This window comes from Myxococcus sp. CA040A (assembly GCF_013336725.1).
In the GTDB taxonomy this organism is placed as follows: domain Bacteria; phylum Myxococcota; class Myxococcia; order Myxococcales; family Myxococcaceae; genus Myxococcus; species Myxococcus llanfairpwllgwyngyllgogerychwyrndrobwllllantysiliogogogochensis.
In genome coordinates this window covers 633,401-648,785 of record NZ_JABUMR010000004.1, presented here as the reverse complement: position 1 = coordinate 648,785, position 15,385 = coordinate 633,401, and the positions used below count along the sequence as shown (strand labels likewise).

The window sequence follows — 15,385 nt, the reverse complement described above, 5'->3', positions numbered from 1 at the left end:
AGGAGTCGTCGCTGATGCGTCCGGGTCTGGCCTCGTGGATGGCCTTCACGAGCATGGTGTTGTTGGCGTGCTCTTCGCCAGCTCCTGCCACGCTTGAGTTCGTGGATCAGTCTCCGGCTAGGCCGCGACTGGGAGAAATCACCACACTGCGCTTCCGCGCGGTGGACTCGCGAGGCATGGCGCAAGCCGGCACGCAGGTGACTTTCACCCTCCAGTCACCGGTACCGGGTGTTGAGATTTCTCCCACCGAGGGGACGACCAACCCCGGTGATGGACTTGTCTCCATGCAGGTGGTCGCCCGAGGAGGCCGTGTCGCCTCGGTGGTCGTGGTCGCGTCGGCGGGAACGGGTGCGGAGGCCAAGTCGGTCATCTCCCCGGTCATCAGCTTCGCGGGCACCAACTCCAGCTCCCGTCAGCTCACGTTCCAGTGTGGCTCGTGGTCCGGTGATGGTTCCGGTCTGCACCACGCCATTGGCGCCTGGGATGAGGCGCGGCACCTGATCGCCGGCGTGAAGGTGCGCTGCATCGCCCACGTGGGTGATCGCAACGGCGACGGCATCGAGGGCGCGCAGGTGTCCTTCCTCACCGAGGCCGGCACCATTGGCCCCACGGCCACGTCGACCACCGACGTGGTGGGCAACGCGGAGGTCCTCTACAAGACCTCGCTGCCGCTGCCGCAGGACGTGGCGCCGGGCGTGTTCACCTGGAATCCCGTCAAGGACGCCACCCACACGGGTGACTACATCGCCCCGCTGTGGATGGAGCCGTTCCTCTGGGAGAGGAACCCCCTGGCGGCCCATGGGACTCCGGCGCAGCCGTTCATCGACCGTTCCGAGCCCGAGCGCCCCGACCCCATCCGCCCGGGCATCACCAACAACCCGCGCGACAACCTGGTCGCCCTCATCGCCCTCACCACGGGCGAGGAGGCCTTCAACGACGACAACAACAACGGCCAGTGGGACACGGGCGAGCGGTACGACGACCTGACCGAGCCCTTCGTCGACAACAACGACAACGGCACCTGGGATGCGGGCGAGCGCTTCGTCGACACCAACGGCGACGGCCGGTGGAACGGCGGAAACGGCGCCTATGACGTGTCCACGCTCATCTGGGTCCAGGAGCGCATCCTCTGGACGGGTGTGCCCCACGGGTTGGACAAGGCGGACACGGTGCGGCAGATCTCCCCGCCGCCCCCGGCGACCAACGTCCAAATCGACCACTTCGGCTCCGCCGGCGCCACCTTCCTCGTGTCGGACCCCTGGTTCAACCACATGGCCCAGAACTCCGAGTCCGACGGCTGCACCGGCGGCGCCGAGGGCCCCGTGCAGGTCGACCCGTTCGTCACCGGGATGATTCCGCTCACGTATCCGTCGTACAGCGTGGAGCGCTACCTCATCAGCGACAAGCACGACATCACCCAGGAGCCACAGCCCGCGCCGTTCCCCGCGCCCGTTGCCTGGAAGACGGAAGCCCTCTGCAAGTACACCGCCGCGCAGCTCGAGGGCCACAAGGTGTTCGTCACCGCGCCCCTCGTGACGGGCACCGTGCTCTAGCCCGCTGTCCCCGCGCGGGCCTCCCGGAGAAGTACCCATTGACCCCGGGGGCCCGCGTTCGTAGGGTCCACCCGGCTGATTGAAGAATCAACCAGCCGGTGGAGGACGTCGTGGGCCAGAGCAAGTCGGCGGCGGACAACGGGAATCGCGAGAGCGAGCGCCGCCGGACCATCCTGCGGGCAGCCATCGATGTGTTCGCCCGAAAGGGCTATCACGGCTGCCGCATCGCGGACGTGGCGAAGGAGGCCGGTGTCGCCTACGGCCTCGTCTACCACTACTTCAAGAACAAGGATGAGCTGCTGGAGACCGTGTTCGACACGGGCTGGAGCGGCTTCGTCACGCGCGTGCGCGCGGTGGTGGAGGGGGAGGGGGCGCTTTCGGCCAAGGTGTACGGCGTGGTGGACGTGGCCTTCGAGGCGTACCGGGTGGACCCGCGTGCGGTGAAGGTCCTCATCCTGGAGATTGCCCGCAGCCCGGCGGGCTCCCGCATCAACCGGCAGACGGCCTTCGTGGACGCCATCCGCCTGAGCTCGGAGCTGTTCATCCGGGCGAAGGAGGCGGGGGAGCTGCGCGCGGACACGGACCCGTTGCTGTCCTCCGCGCTCCTGTTCGGCGCCATCGAGATGGGGCTGACGGCGTTCGTGACGGGGCTGGCGGACTCGCGCGACGCGCAGGCGCTGGAGCGGGCGAAGGCGCAGATCGCCGATACCTTCCTTCATGGCGTGCTGGCGGACGCGTCGCCAGGCGCGGAGACCGCCGCATGGAAGCCGGAGAAGCCGTCGTCGGAGAAGTCCTCTACGAAGTCCAAGGCCCCCAAGCGAACCTGACCATCAACCGGCCCAAGGCGCGCAACGCCTTGTCGCCCACGGTGGTGAAGGCGCTGATGGACGGGCTGGAGCGCGCGGAGGCGGACCCCGCCGTCCGAGTGGTGGTGCTCACCGGCGCGGGCGAGAAGGTCTTCTGCGCGGGCGGAGACCTGGGGCAGATGGTGGGCGACGGCGGCTTCCTCGCCACCCACGAGGGGCGCCGCTCCTACGGGAAGCTGCTGACCCGGTTCCAGGAGGCGCGCAAGCCCACCGTGGCGCGCGTCAACGGGCACGCGCTGGCCGGTGGCCTGGGGTTGGTGCTCGCGTGTGACCTGGCCGTGGCGGTGGAGACCGCGGACTTCGGGACGCCCGAAATCGACGTGGGCCTGTTCCCGATGATGATGATGGCGCTGCTGCAGCGCCACGTGGGCCGCAAGCGGGCGCTGGAGCTGGTGCTGACGGGGGACAGGCTCCCCGCGCGCGACGCGCTGGCGCTGGGCCTGGTCAACCGGGTGGTGCCCGCCTCGGAGCTGGACGCCGCCGTCGCGGCGCTGGCGGGGAAGCTGGCCGGCAAGAGCCAGGCGGTGCTCGCCCTGGGTCGGCGCGCCTTCTTCACGGCGGAGGACCTGCCGCTGCCCGCGGCGCTGGAGTTCCTCGCCTCGCAGCTGTCGCTCAACGTGCTCGCGGACGATGCCGGCGAGGGCGTCTCCGCGTTCATGGAGAAGCGCGCGCCGAAGTGGAACGACCGCTGAGCGTTGCCGCCGCCGCGCTCAGGGCACGCCGAGCGCGGTGTCCCCACTGGCCACGGCGGGCGACGCGGGCGGGAAGAAGTCCAGGCGCAGCAGCGACTCGCCATCCACCCAGATGCCGTCCACCTTCACACCCCAGTGGAGGTGGGGGCCGGTGACGCGGCCGGTGCTGCCCACGAGGCCCAGATGCTGGCCCTGCTCCACCTTGTCGCCCGTGCGCACCTGGATGCGCGACAGGTGGAAGTACGCGGTGAAGAGGTCTCCGCCGTGGTGCACGAGCACCGTCTTTCCGGCGGAGTAGTTGTCGCGCGCCATCACCACGGTGCCCTCGTTGCTGGCCGTCACCTGCGCGCCCGGGTCCCCGTCGATGTCCACGCCGAAGTGCTGGCTGGACAGCTTGCCGTTGAAGGTCCGCCGGTCTCCGAAGGGCGCGGTGATGCGGTCCTGCCGGGGCCAGACGAAGTTCTGCGCGAAGTGCGGCGCGCTGAAGGGCTGGGAGAAGGCCGCCGCGAAGGCCTTCCGGTCCGCGGCGATGCGGGCCTTCACCGAGGCCGGAGGCGCCACGTACTTGCCGGACACCTTCAGCTCGCGCGACGGATAGCCCGGCTCCGCCACGTCCAGCGTCCCCGTCAGCTCCAGCGGCGCGCCGCCCAGCGACGACGGCCCCACCACCTGCACCAACGCACTGCCGGGCGCCAGCTCCACCGGAAGGCCCGTCACCGCGAGAAAGCCATCTCCCCACGGGAAGAAGCGCAGCGCGCGTCCCGCGAGCGTGCCCGTGGGCATGCCCGCCATGCCCCGCACCGCGACCATCACCGGGTCGCCGGGCTTCGCCGTGCCGGGCTGGAGCGAGAGCAGGGGGCGGCCCTGCGCCGCAGAGGGCGCCTGCACCGAGGAGGCGGGGAGGACGACGGCCGCGGGCGTCGGCTCGGCGGCCTGGGCCTTCGCACCGAGGGCGAGCAGTGCGAGCAGCGCGTGGGAGGGCGCGGAATACAACCAGCGGGCGGGGTGCGGAGCCATGAGCGGTCCTTTACACCACGAAGTCCCGGATTCTTCCCAGGGTGAGAAGAGCAGGTGTCGGACGCCTGCCCCTTTCCCCGGGAGCGCCCGCTGGGGTGCCTGCCTGGCGACGTCCGGCCCCTCGGTCCGCGAGCGAGCGGCGCACGCCAGACATTGTCGGCACTTGGACGTCGCATGGGGCTGGAATCGTGGGCAGGTGGGCTGGAGGGCAGGCAGCCGACTGTCAGCCATGGCGTCAAGCCGTACCGGCGCGCCTCCAGGCTTCCTAGCTTCTGCTCGAACCCAATAACCCTTTGGAGATTCGTGGATGCCTCGTCCCTATAGCTTCGACCATTTCCAGGTACCGAAGACTCTGCCGCAGAGCCGCAGCATGCGCCGGCGGGACAAGGAGCACCTCGCTCAATCCCGCTCGCAGACGGAGGAGCTGGCGGCGCGCGAAGGAGTCCACTACGGCAAGTCCTTCTCCGAGACGGAGGAGAACTTCCACGCGCGACAGATGGAGGCGCAGCTCGAGGAGCTGGCGCGTCAGGAACCCGACGGCAAGTTCTCCCACGGCATGTCGACGCCCGCCCGCGCGGCGTCGAAGCGCGCCTCGCGTGAGGACAAGGTCCGGGAGGACCAGAACAGGAAGCAGGCGTCGAAGGGGGAGCCCGTCATCCGGGGCACCTTGCCCATTGGCGCGCTGCCTCCCACTCGCGAGCAGCCTCCGCGTGGCCGGTTCCCGGACCTCATCGACGATGCGGGGCGCCAGTTGCAGACGCTGCGCGGCGGCCTGGGGGACGCGGTCAAGGCGGTGGCGAGGCTGGCGGCGCTGCCCTTCGAGGTGATCCGCCTGGCGGCGCGGCGCCTCAATCCCCTCCACGGCTAGCGGCGCCCCGTGGAGCTGACGCTCGTCAGTTACAACATCCACAGCGGCATCGGGACGGACGGCCGGTTCGACCTGGGCCGCGTGGGTGAGGTGCTCCGCGAAGTCGGAGCAGACATCGTCGCACTCCAGGAGGTGGGCGACTTCCGCGCGCGCACCTCGCGCGAGGACCAGCCCGAGCACCTGGCGGACATGCTCGGGATGCACATGGCCTTTGGCCCCAACGTGGTGCGCAACGGCCGGCGCTACGGCAACGCCATCCTCACGCGGCTGCCCATCCTCCACTCGAAGAACTACGACTTGAGCGTGGGGCGGCGCGAGCCTCGGGGCGCGCTGCGCTGCGACCTGGACCTGGGCGGGGGACAGCAGCTCCACGTCTTCTCGCTCCACCTGGGCCTGCGGGTGTCCGAGCGTCGGCGCCAGGAGGCGTTGCTCCTGGGCTCGGACATCCTCCGGGACGCCGTACGCAAGGACCCGGCCGTGGTGTGCGGGGACTTCAACTACTGGGGCAACGGCGCGGTGCCGTCGCTGGTGCGCCAGGCCATCCACGACGCGGCGCTGGAGCTGGGCACTCCCGCACGGACCTACCCCACGCGGTGGCCCGTGCTGCGGCTGGACCGGATTTACGTGGACTCGGGTGTCCGGCCGCTCTCCATCCACCCCCACCGCACGGAACGCAGCCGGATTGCATCCGACCACCTGCCGCTCGTCCTGCGTTTCGCGGCGCCCATCGCCGAGGTGGCGTCGTCCCCCTCTCCACCGGTGGAGCTCATCGGGTAGCGTGGGGGAACGGCGGGCGCGTTGAGTGGCCGACGCTTGCGAACGCCGGACAGAAACGCCGGGAGGAGGTTGTCCCGGAGGGCAGGGGTGCCTAGGTTGGCGCCACTTCTGTGAGGACGTGAGCGCCGGCCGGAGAGTGAATGCACGTGGGGAGCGAACAGACGGAGCGTGGCCTCGCCGCGCTCGTCGGCCGCATGGCGGACAGCTTCAGCCGCCTGGTGACGCAACATCTCCAACTGGCGCGCCTGGAGCTCGCGGAGGACTTGAAGGCCACGGGCATGAACGTGGCGATGATCGCCGCCTTCGTGCCCTTCATCCTGGTGGGGTATGCCTTCGCGTGCGGTGCGCTCGCGGCGGTGCTGTCCGCGTACCTGGGATGGGCCGGGGCGCTCGGGGCGGTGTCGCTGCTCAACCTGGTGGCGGGCGGGGGCGGCATCGCCTGGGCGCTGCAACGACTGAAGGCACGGCGGATGATGGACGACACGGCGGATGAGTTGACCCGTAGCATGGCGGCCCTCTCCACTCCGGCCCCGGTACCCGTGGGCAACCCGCTCTTGAAGGAGTCTTCGAATGGGCGCTAGCAATGGACACCCCAAGCCCGTGGGCCCTCGCACCAGCGCGGGGCTGCGCGAGGACATCGAGCGGACGCGCGCGGAGCTGGCCACGTCGGTGAGCGCGCTGCGCGAGGAAGTGGCGGTCGCCGCGGACTGGCGCGAGTGGGTGCGGCGTCATCCGCACGAGTGCGTGGCCGCGGCCTTCGCGGTGGGATTCCTGCTGGGCTCGCGCCGCTGAGCGCGCGGGCCGACGACTTCGTGGTTTTACCCTTTGAATCGAGGAGAACGCCTTCATGGACATGAACCCGCAGCAGGTGGCCGACCGGGCCCGACAGCTTCAAGACCGCGTGGTGCCGCAGATTGATGAGGCGCGGCAGAACCTGGTCGACATGAACAACCGCGTGGTGAGCTTCATCCGCGCCAACCCCGGGACGTGCCTCTTGGGCGCGGTGGCCGTGGGCTTCCTGGTGGGGCGCATCGCCTCGCGTCGCTGAGTGGCACCGCTGACGCAAACACGAGAGAGGGCACTCATGACGAACTATCCAGGGGCTTCAGGTAACGGCAACCCTTCGTCGCGGGAGCATGGCTCCGACGCGGGGTTCGGCCAGCGGGTGGACCAGATTGGCTCGGAGGCGCAGCAGCTCTGGAGCGATGCGAGGGGCGCGGTGGATGACCTGGGACAGACGCTGGACCTGCGGGGCCGCGTGGAGCGCAACCCGTACGGGATGATGGCGGCCGCGCTGGGCGTGGGCTACGTGCTGGGCGGTGGGCTCTTCACGCCGCTGACGGCGCGCATCCTCAAGCTGGGCGTGCGGCTGGCGGCGCTGCCCTTCGTGAAGGACGAGCTGCTGGGCATGGCCGAGACGGCCTTCCAGGGTTATCAGACGGGGCGGAGCGTGGTGGGCTCGCCCGCGCGGGAAGGCTCCGCGTCGGCGGATGCGTCCGCAGCGGGGACTCCGCGCCCTCCGTCCTACTAGCGTTTGCTGTCTCATCTCCCCACGACGTAACAGCCTGTTGGAGTCGCGAATGAACCTGAACGCCCTCAAGAAGATGGACAAGGACGACCTGCTCAACCTCATCGGTCTGGAGAGCCGTCGCAGCGCGGCGGAGGATGTGTTGCCGGTGCTGGGCGCCTTCGCGGCGGGCATCCTGGTTGGCGCGGGACTGGGCCTGCTCCTGGCCCCGAAGGCGGGCAACCAGCTCCGCGATGACCTCAAGCAGCGGCTGCAGAGCGGCCAGGACTATCTGTCGAACACGCTGGGCCGGGGTGAGACGTCGCCCTCCCAGGGTGCGCAGCCGCCGGTGTCTCGCACCGCGTGAGCCTTGCGTCCGTGCGCACAGCGCGGACCGTGACGTGAGGGCCTCCATCCGTGTGCCGCGAGTCGGCGTCGGGTGGGGGCCTTCGTGTTTTCACGAGCAGGGGCGGCGCCAGGCCCGGCGCGGATGAGAACGGCTCCGTTCGAGGCAGGGTGTAGACTCCGGCGCCGTGAGTGAGACGACGAAGGGTGGGGCGTTGGGGCCCGTGAGCGCGGCGGCGGGGCCGGAGGCGGCGCTGTCGCGGCTGCGCGCGCTGGAGACGCTCGAGTCGGGCTACGAGGCGTGGCTGGAGTTGAAGGGGGAGCATGCGGCCTCCTCGGCGCGGTTCCGAGAGGAGCGGGAGCGGTTGGATCAGCAAGGCTCCTTCCTGCTGGGCGCCGTGCGCGCGGCGGGCCTGGAGTCGACGTCGTCTCCGGAGCCGGGGCTGGTGCCCACGTCGGCATCGGCGGGTGACTTCCTGCGCGACGCCGAGGAGAAGCTTTCGAAGACGCGCGAGGCGCTCGCGGCGCGCGAGGCCGAGTCCGAGGCGGGCTACTCAGCGGCCTTCGCGGAGATTCGCGCCACCCTGAAGGACCGCGTGCAGCGGCACCTGGCGGTGCATCGTCCGCGCTTGACGTTGCTGCTGCGCCGCGTGGGAACGGAGCGCTCCATCCTCCATGTCGAGCGTGTGTCCGGCGACACGCCCGTGCTGCTGTGCATGCTCTTCACGGGGAGGATTCCGTCGCGGTATGGCTTCCTCCTGGATGATTCGACGGAGGATGTGGCCCTGCCTCCCGCGCCGCTCTATCCGGACGAAGGCGTGGCGTCCGCGGACGTGAGACCGGATGCCTCCGCGTTGGTGGAGCGCGTGCGCGTGGCGGGCGAGGTGCTTCCGGTGAAGGGCATGTTGCCGCTGGCCGTTCCGCGTCCGGGAGGAGGAGAGGACTTCTTCCGACTCCTGCAGCGTGGGGCCGTGCTCGAGGTGGAGGTGGTGGAGGGCTCGACGTTTCGCAACGTCCTTGGCCGCGAGGAGTCCGAGCGCTTCGCGGGGCACCTCTTGCGCCTCAAGCTGGCGGGGCGCATCGACCTGGACATCGAAGCGGGCTGAAGTCGATGGCAGGGACTGGGCACCCCGCCTTCGAAAATGGCGGCGACCTCTGGTAGACGCGACGCTCCGTGTCCGACGCCAGCCCCTCGAGCCCCAGTCCCTCGCGCCATCCGTGGTGGCCCCTGCTGCTGGTGGGGGCTGGTGCCTGGCTGCTTCGAGTCGCGGGCTTCTTCCACCGGGGCGGCGCGTTGGGCTACCCGGTGGACTACGACGAGGGCGTCTATTTCAGCGCCGCCGCGCTCCTGTCGCAGGGCGTGTTGCCCTACCGCGACTACTTCTTTGTTCATCCTCCAGGCCTGGCGGTGCTGCTGTCGCCCCTGGCCGCGCTCACCCGTGTCTTTGATTCAGCCACGGCCTTCACCGTGGTTCGCTGGTTCATCCCCGCCCTCGGCGCCCTGAGCACGGTGTTGAGCGGACGCATCGCCCAGGAGCGGTGGGGGATGCGGGAGGGGCTCGTCGCGGCGCTCGTGTATGCGGTCTACCCAGAGGCCGCTGCGACGGAGCGAGGCCCGTTCCTCGAACCGCTGCTCAACCTCACCTGTCTCGGGATGGCATGGGTGTGGCTTCGCCCGGGTGGGGAGGGCGTGGCTCGGCGACAGGATGGGTGGGCGGGGGGGCTGCTGGCCACGGCCTGCGCCATCAAGCTGACGGCGGGCGTCTGGGTGCTCGCGGTGGTGTGGGCTCGCGGAGCGGCGGGGGAGTGGAGGCGCGTCCTGAGAGTCGTGGGCGCAGCGGTGGGAATGGGACTGCTCTGGGTCGGGCCCTTCTTCGCGCTGGCGCCCGGTCCGATGTTTGACGGACTCCTGCGCTTCCAGTTGCTGAGGCCACCCGATGGAGAGCTGGAGCGCTGGCGTCGGCTCCTCTCGATGCTGGGCGAGGGCCACGTCGGTGTCTCCGTGCTGAGCGTGCTGGGGCTGCTCGTCGTGCTGGTGCGCTCTCGGCGGAAGGAGGCCGTCGCCGAGAGGCTCTTCGCGGGGGCCTGGGGCCTCACGTGTGTGACGTTCCTCGCATCCAAGAGCTATTGGGGCCAGTACAACGCGAGCCTGGCCCCGGCCACGGCGGTGCTCGCGGGGCTCGGTGCGTCGTTGCTGCTCGGGTGGGCGGATACGCGCTCTCGCGCCGTCGCCGCCTTCGTGACGGGGGTGGTGGGGATTGCCGCGCTCTCGCCACTGCCGGCCTCCCTCCGCGGTGCTAACCAGAAAGACCGTGGACTTCTCGCGCTGGGGAGCAGCATCCGCGCCGGTGTGCCTGCTGACTCGGCGCTCTGCGTGTTTGAGCCCTCGTGGGGCATCGTCGCGGGGCGACTGCCAGGGATTCCCAAGGGCGCCCCCGTGCTCGTCGACCCCTACGGCCTCATGTTGCACGACGCGCTGGGCGGCACCGAGCGCTTCGCCTCCGCGGCGGCGGCCTTCGAGGAGGAGCGTTCGCAGCGAACGATGCTCCCGCTTCTCGCGCGCTGTGACGTCCTGGTCCTCAATGGCCGCGGCGAGTGGCAACTGTCCGCGGCCAGTGAGCGCTGGATTCACGAGCACTTCTCACAGGATGGGCCCCTGTGGAGGTCGACCTCCTCGGATTGAGGAGGCCGTGGCCCTCGTACCTGGTACTCAGTTCGTCCGGATGATGCCTACGTCGGCGGTGCCCGCGAGCAGCGCGCTGCCGATGAACAGGTTGTTGGACTCCGCGCCGCCCAGGCGCACGGCCTGGAAGATGACCAGGTACGTCTGATTGGCCTTCGGGAAGGCCGTGCCCGGAATCGTCACCTGCGCCTCACGGTACGTGCCCGGCACGGCGACGAGTTGGAGGAACTCCACGGGCGTGGTGGGCACGTTGGAGTAGGTCGGCTGGCCCTTCTCTCCGTCCGAACTCACGGGCACCACGGTGACGAAGCCCAGCGTGCGCTCCTTGTTCCCCGCCGCCGCCGCGCGGTCGAACGTCAGCGCGGTGCCCGAGGCGTGCCGCAGGAAGCCCTCGAGGGGGTGGAATTTGGCGATGGCCTCCTGAATCGGCGCGTCGTCGACCTGACCCACGTAGCGCGTGCCGTTGCGCGAGGCGATGAACTGGTACGTGGCGCCGGACTGGTAGGCCAGCTCCGGGTCGCTCCCGGCCACGTTGGTGCGGCTGTAGCTGCCCGAGCCGTCCTCCGTCAGCGCAGTGGCCTGGCCTCCCACCGGCTGCAGCGTGGCCGTGGCGCCGGACACCCCCGAGGGCTGCGAGTTCTCCCCGGACTTGGTGCCGAAGAAGACGACCGCCGCCGTCTGAGCGGGCAGCGAGATGACGTCGCCCCCATCCGGGATGACCGTCCCGGCGTCGAAGCCCGCGAGCGCCAGGGCGCTGATTTCCACCTCGGGCGTGGCCAGGAGGGTGCCCACCATGACGTGGTCGGCGGTGAGCTGGGCCCCCGTCTTCTCCAGGTCGCACGCCAGGGGGGCAAGGGAGAGGGCAGCGACGGCAGCGGACAAGAGGAAGCGTTTCATCGGAGTACCTGGGTTGCGACGAGTCGGCCGAGCATAGCAGGCACGTGCGACAAGCCCCGCGCACTCGGCATCTCGGGGTATCCTCCGGGCACTCGTGCAAGGACACCGCGTTCACTCCGCGAGCCGGCGCTTCTTCAAGCGGCTCGGCTTCTCCCTGGCCATGGCCGCCTTCTTCGGCTGTGTGCTGGGGATCCTCGTCTATCTGCGGGCACCCCAGCCGGCGGCGCCGCGAGGAGACTCGCCCTCGTGGATGCCCTCGGGCGTCGTGGAGATGGCGCAGGGCTGGCTGGAAGGCCTGGAGCGGCGCACCTACGACTGGCGCGTGCTGGAGCTGGGCGCGCGCTCGGAGCGCCCGGACGAGGCCGTGGTCGTCGCCATCGACGATGAGACGCTCGCCGAGGCCCGGCAGGACGACAGGCCCGGCGTCGCCACCCAACCCTGGCCCCGGCAGCTCGTGGGCGCCATGGCGCACCGACTGGTGGAGGAGGGGGCGCTGCTGGTGCTGCTGGACCTGCCGTTCCCCGAGCTGAGCCCGAATGCCTGCGTCAACCCGAAGCTGTCACCCGGCGCCATCTCCAGCGACGACGCCTCGTTCCGCGAGTTCCTGGAGCGTGACTCGGGCAAGGCGCTGCTGTCCTTCTCGTGGGAGTCGCAGGGCTCGCGGGTGCTGCCTCCCGCCAGCCGCCTCTGGCCCTACCGGGTAAAAGTCGGGACGTTCCCCGGCACCTCCGAGGCGCGCGCGAAGGCGCAGGCGGTCCTCGCCGTGCAGCGGCCCGCGTTCGTCATCCCCGCTGGAAGTCAGGTGGAGGTCTGGGGTGGTGCCTCGGACGAGGCGGATGCGCGCGAACTCGGGACTCGGCTGGGCTCGCCGGGGGCCGCTGTCGCGGAGCGCCGTGCGGCGGACGACACGTTCCGCATCGGCCCGACGGAGCTCTTCGTCTCGCTGGCGGAGGTGCAGGTGGTGGGGTTGGACCCCGCGAAGCTGGTGGAGGTCCGTCAGCTCCAGCACCCGGTGGCGCCGCTCATGGGCGGTGGTGCGGGCTATGGGGCCGCCACCCTGACGACGGACCCCGACGGTGTGGTGCGAGGAATCCCTCATCTGGTGGCGTACACGGCGAGGGATGGGCGTCATGTGCTGCCCTCGTTGCCGCTCGCGGCGGCGATGCGGCTGGCCAATACGCGCTCGCTTCGCTACGCGGACGGGCGTCTGCACGTGGGAGACGCTTACTCGGTGCCGATGGACACGTCGGGCTTCAGCCTGATGCGTTGGGACGCACCGACGGCGGGGCGCGGCTCTCGCGGCTCCCTGGCGCGCTCCATCCGTGCGTGGAACGTGCTGCTCAATGTCTTCGACGTGGCGGACGAGCGCCCGGCGCGCTTCGACAACGATTTGGAGGGCCGCACCGTCGTCCTCACGCGCACCGCGGGCGAGTCAGGCCACTTGCGGCCCACGCCCATTGGTCTGGAGACGCCGGGGGGCGCGATTCTGGGGCAGGCGCTGGCCAACATCCTGCGCTCCGAGGGCATCTCGCGCGCACCAGCGGATTACGACCTGGGGCTGACGGTGGGCCTCGCCTTCCTGGGGGCCTTCCTCGCGCTGTCGCTCAGCTTCCTCCTGCGTTCGCTGCGGGGCGCGATGCTGTACCTGAGTGGCCTGGCCCTCGCGGGTGCGGGCTACACGGCGGCGGCCTTCTACGTGTTCATCGAACAGCGGCTCTGGGTGGCGATGGCGGGCCCGCTGCTGGCCATGGTGGGGGCCTTCGCCGTCACGACCGTCTACGCCTTCCGCAACGAGCAGCAGATTCGCGACTTCGTGCAGACGGCGCTGGGCCGCTACGTCAGCCCGGAGGTCGCCCGGCTGGTGACTCGGGACTTGAGCCTGATGCGCCCCGAGCGCCGACGGATGTCGGTGTACATCTGCGACATCGAGGGCTTCACCCGCTTGTCGGAGGGCATGACGCCCGAGCAACTCGTGGGCCTCTTCAACGAGTACCTCCTGGAGATGGCGGCGGTGGTGCGTTCCACCGCGGGGCAGGTGGACAAGTACATCGGCGACTCGGTGATGGCTTTCTGGGGCGCGCCGGTGCGCACCGAGCGCCACGCGCATCTGGCCTGTGAGGCCGCGCTGAAGATGCGCGCGGTGCTGTCGGAGAAGCAGGACGCCTGGGAGAAGAAGTACGGCCGCCGTCTGAGCTTCCGCGCCGGAGTGGACACGGGCGAAGTCGTCGTCGGCGACATGGGCAGCGAGCTGAAGTCGAACTACACCGTGCTCGGCGACGCCGTGGGCATGGCCGCCCGGTTGGAGTCGCTGAACAAGGTGTACGGCACCTACGTGCTGGTGGGGGACGGCACCGTGTCGCTCGCGGGCGACAACTACGTCTTCCGCGTGGTGGACCGGGTGCGACTCAAGGGGCGCGCGGAGCCGCTGCGCGTGCACGAGCTGGTGGGGCGGAAGGGTGAAATCACCAGCCCGCAGCAGGAGCAGCTCGCCCTGCACGAGAAGGCCCTCACCGCGTACCACCAGCGACGCTTCGCGGAGGCGCACGCCCTCTTCGAGCGCTCCGCCACCGAGTTCAAGGACACCGTCTCCGCCGTGTATGCCGCCCGCTGCGCCCGCTTCATCGTCACGCCGCCGCCCGCGGAGTGGGATGGGGTGCACGGCGTGGAAGAGGGTGAGCACCTCGCTGTCGCGGCGTGAGGGGCTTCGCCGCCGGACGGTGCTCGCGTGCCGCGCTGGGGCGCGAGGTGTTCCGCGTCAGCCGTCGTCGGGGTCCGGCGTGTCCGGCTGGCCGAACAGCTCGCTCACGGGAGCGTCCTTCGCAATGTGCTCGTTGACCACGCGGCGCATCTTCTCGGGCGTCATCTCCGAGTAGTACACCTCGCCGTCCCAACCCATGAGCTGGTAGTCCTCGGGCGACAGCGGGTCCCTCTTGCGGCCCGTGTCCTCGCGGACGACGACGTTCGGCCCCATGTGGCAGAAGCCGTAGCAGCCGCCCCGGTACAGCTCGCAGCGTGGCACCAGGCCCTGCTCGGACAGCGAGTCCCGGGCGGCGGCATACACACCATCCGCGCCGCCGGCCTTGCAGGTCGACCCTTTGCACACGGACAAGCGGTAGCGCTTCATCGCCAAGACACCACCCACCCTACGGAGTCCACGCCCCGAGCGAAAGCAGCCAGCCCCCACCTTCGTGTGCCAGGCCGCACTCCACACCGTCCCGGGGCCGAAAGCCCGGACGCCAGACGCCAGGGCCATTGAAGAGCTGCAACGTCATCACCCGCACCCCGTAATGAAACCGGCCCGCCTACCGCTCGAGGAGCGGGGAGGCGGGCCGGGGCAGCTACACATCCGTACGCGCGGAGCGCGCGGGTGGATCTACTTGAGGAACTTCGTCACCTGGATGGGGCCCTGCTGTGTGACGACGGTCTGTCCGTGCGTCACGACGGCCTTGCCGTGCCCACCCTGGTGGTCGTGCCCCGCGCCCAGCTGCGGCGTCTTGAGCTGCACCAGGCCCTCGCCAATGCGCGTGTGGGCCTCCTTGTGCGTGTGGTGCGGCTCCTCGGAGCCTTCGCGCTTGTTCCACGGATCCGAGGGGTGCGAGACGGCCGGCCCCTTCAAGAGCTTCGGGATGTCGTAGACGAAGTTCTGCCGCGTGTACTCGGACGGCGTGTGCATGTACGTGTCCATGCGGATGGCGTCCTTGGGGCACGCATCCACGCACAGGCCACACACGATGCAGCGCAGCTCGTCGATGACGAACTGGGTGGGGTACTTCTCGATGACGCGCGACTCGCCGTCCGCGTCCGTCTCCTCGTACTCACCCGCCTCAATGTAGATGCACTGCGCCGGGCAGATGGTCGCGCACATATAGCAGGCCACGCAGCGCGGCTTGCCGTCCTCGCGCGGAACCAGCCGGTGCAGACCACGGTAGCCCTCCGGGTAGATGGGCTTCTCCTCGGGGTACTCGACCGTCGTCATCAGGCTGGTGCCCGTGCGGTCCTGTACCTGCGTGTTCGTGTCACGCGTGCCGAAGAGGTTGCGGAAGAAGTGCTTGGTCGTGATGGCCAGACCGTGCAGCAGCCCCGGGATGTACATTCGCTCCCGGATGTCCGTGCGGGGGTCCTGGGTGACCTTGGTAACCTTGATGGCCATGATGGTGTCTCGATTCCCGGTGCCCTAGGG

At 69.9% G+C, this 15,385-nt stretch carries 17 protein-coding genes; 13 read left to right on the top strand and 4 right to left on the bottom strand.

What is annotated here, in order from left to right:
• Window positions 1-14 precede the first annotated feature (14 nt).
• From HUA75_RS19690 to HUA75_RS19680, 3 genes are all read left to right on the top strand, one after another.
• Window positions 15-1,553 carry an Ig-like domain-containing protein gene (locus tag HUA75_RS19690; protein WP_174487266.1) on the top strand — a complete coding sequence of 513 codons (1,539 nt, stop codon included), beginning with the start codon at window positions 15-17 and terminating at the stop codon, window positions 1,551-1,553.
• A 110-nt stretch (window positions 1,554-1,663) separates the two neighbouring features.
• Complete coding sequence (locus tag HUA75_RS19685; protein WP_174455000.1) at window positions 1,664-2,380, top strand: TetR/AcrR family transcriptional regulator; 717 nt, start codon at window positions 1,664-1,666, stop codon at window positions 2,378-2,380.
• Window positions 2,314-3,111, top strand: a complete 798-nt coding sequence (locus HUA75_RS19680) for an enoyl-CoA hydratase/isomerase family protein (protein ID WP_174487265.1) — start codon at window positions 2,314-2,316, stop codon at window positions 3,109-3,111. Before HUA75_RS19685 ends, HUA75_RS19680 begins: the two co-directional genes overlap by 67 nt.
• Window positions 3,112-3,129: 18 nt before the next feature.
• Here HUA75_RS19680 and HUA75_RS19675 read toward each other — a convergent pair whose 3' ends face one another.
• On the bottom strand, window positions 3,130-4,128 hold the full coding sequence (locus HUA75_RS19675; RefSeq protein ID WP_141648733.1) for a M23 family metallopeptidase: 999 nt from the start codon (window positions 4,126-4,128) through the stop codon (window positions 3,130-3,132).
• A 307-nt stretch (window positions 4,129-4,435) separates the two neighbouring features.
• Here HUA75_RS19675 and HUA75_RS19670 point away from each other — a divergent pair, with 307 nt between their 5' ends.
• The 9 genes from HUA75_RS19670 (at window position 4,436) to HUA75_RS19630 (ending at window position 10,308) form a co-directional block, all read left to right on the top strand.
• A complete protein-coding gene (locus tag HUA75_RS19670; RefSeq protein ID WP_141648732.1) occupies window positions 4,436-4,996 on the top strand; it encodes a hypothetical protein in 561 nt (186 codons plus the stop codon).
• A 9-nt stretch (window positions 4,997-5,005) separates the two neighbouring features.
• Window positions 5,006-5,773 carry an endonuclease/exonuclease/phosphatase family protein gene (locus HUA75_RS19665; RefSeq protein ID WP_174487264.1) on the top strand — a complete coding sequence of 256 codons (768 nt, stop codon included), beginning with the start codon at window positions 5,006-5,008 and terminating at the stop codon, window positions 5,771-5,773.
• Window positions 5,774-5,913: 140 nt separating this feature from the next.
• On the top strand, window positions 5,914-6,354 hold the full coding sequence (locus HUA75_RS19660) for a phage holin family protein (protein ID WP_141648730.1): 441 nt from the start codon (window positions 5,914-5,916) through the stop codon (window positions 6,352-6,354).
• Complete coding sequence (locus HUA75_RS19655; RefSeq protein WP_141648729.1) at window positions 6,344-6,565, top strand: DUF3618 domain-containing protein; 222 nt, start codon at window positions 6,344-6,346, stop codon at window positions 6,563-6,565. The genes HUA75_RS19660 and HUA75_RS19655 overlap by 11 nt, the downstream gene beginning before the upstream one ends.
• A 55-nt stretch (window positions 6,566-6,620) precedes the next feature.
• Window positions 6,621-6,821, top strand: a complete 201-nt coding sequence (locus HUA75_RS19650; RefSeq protein WP_141648728.1) for a hypothetical protein — start codon at window positions 6,621-6,623, stop codon at window positions 6,819-6,821.
• A gap of 36 nt (window positions 6,822-6,857) precedes the next feature.
• Complete coding sequence (locus HUA75_RS19645) at window positions 6,858-7,304, top strand: hypothetical protein (RefSeq protein WP_141648727.1); 447 nt, start codon at window positions 6,858-6,860, stop codon at window positions 7,302-7,304.
• Between the two features lie 49 nt (window positions 7,305-7,353).
• On the top strand, window positions 7,354-7,647 hold the full coding sequence (locus HUA75_RS19640) for a YtxH domain-containing protein (RefSeq protein WP_141648726.1): 294 nt from the start codon (window positions 7,354-7,356) through the stop codon (window positions 7,645-7,647).
• 166 nt (window positions 7,648-7,813) lie between these two features.
• Complete coding sequence (locus HUA75_RS19635) at window positions 7,814-8,731, top strand: hypothetical protein (protein ID WP_174487263.1); 918 nt, start codon at window positions 7,814-7,816, stop codon at window positions 8,729-8,731.
• Between the two features lie 68 nt (window positions 8,732-8,799).
• Window positions 8,800-10,308 carry a hypothetical protein gene (locus HUA75_RS19630; protein WP_174487262.1) on the top strand — a complete coding sequence of 503 codons (1,509 nt, stop codon included), beginning with the start codon at window positions 8,800-8,802 and terminating at the stop codon, window positions 10,306-10,308.
• A gap of 27 nt (window positions 10,309-10,335) precedes the next feature.
• Here HUA75_RS19630 and HUA75_RS19625 read toward each other — a convergent pair whose 3' ends face one another.
• Window positions 10,336-11,205: a hypothetical protein gene (locus HUA75_RS19625; RefSeq protein ID WP_174487261.1), complete on the bottom strand. Its 870-nt coding sequence runs from the start codon at window positions 11,203-11,205 to the stop codon at window positions 10,336-10,338.
• Window positions 11,206-11,365: 160 nt separating this feature from the next.
• On the opposite strand from HUA75_RS19625, the gene HUA75_RS19620 reads away from it, so the two are divergent.
• Complete coding sequence (locus HUA75_RS19620; RefSeq protein ID WP_174487486.1) at window positions 11,366-13,903, top strand: adenylate/guanylate cyclase domain-containing protein; 2,538 nt, start codon at window positions 11,366-11,368, stop codon at window positions 13,901-13,903.
• A gap of 57 nt (window positions 13,904-13,960) precedes the next feature.
• Here HUA75_RS19620 and HUA75_RS19615 read toward each other — a convergent pair whose 3' ends face one another.
• Window positions 13,961-14,329 (bottom strand): ferredoxin, encoded by a 369-nt coding sequence (locus HUA75_RS19615; protein ID WP_141648286.1) that lies wholly within the window; start codon window positions 14,327-14,329, stop codon window positions 13,961-13,963.
• 249 nt (window positions 14,330-14,578) lie between these two features.
• Window positions 14,579-15,355: an NADH-quinone oxidoreductase subunit I gene (locus tag HUA75_RS19610; protein ID WP_141648285.1), complete on the bottom strand. Its 777-nt coding sequence runs from the start codon at window positions 15,353-15,355 to the stop codon at window positions 14,579-14,581.
• Between the last annotated feature and the right edge of the window lie 30 nt (window positions 15,356-15,385).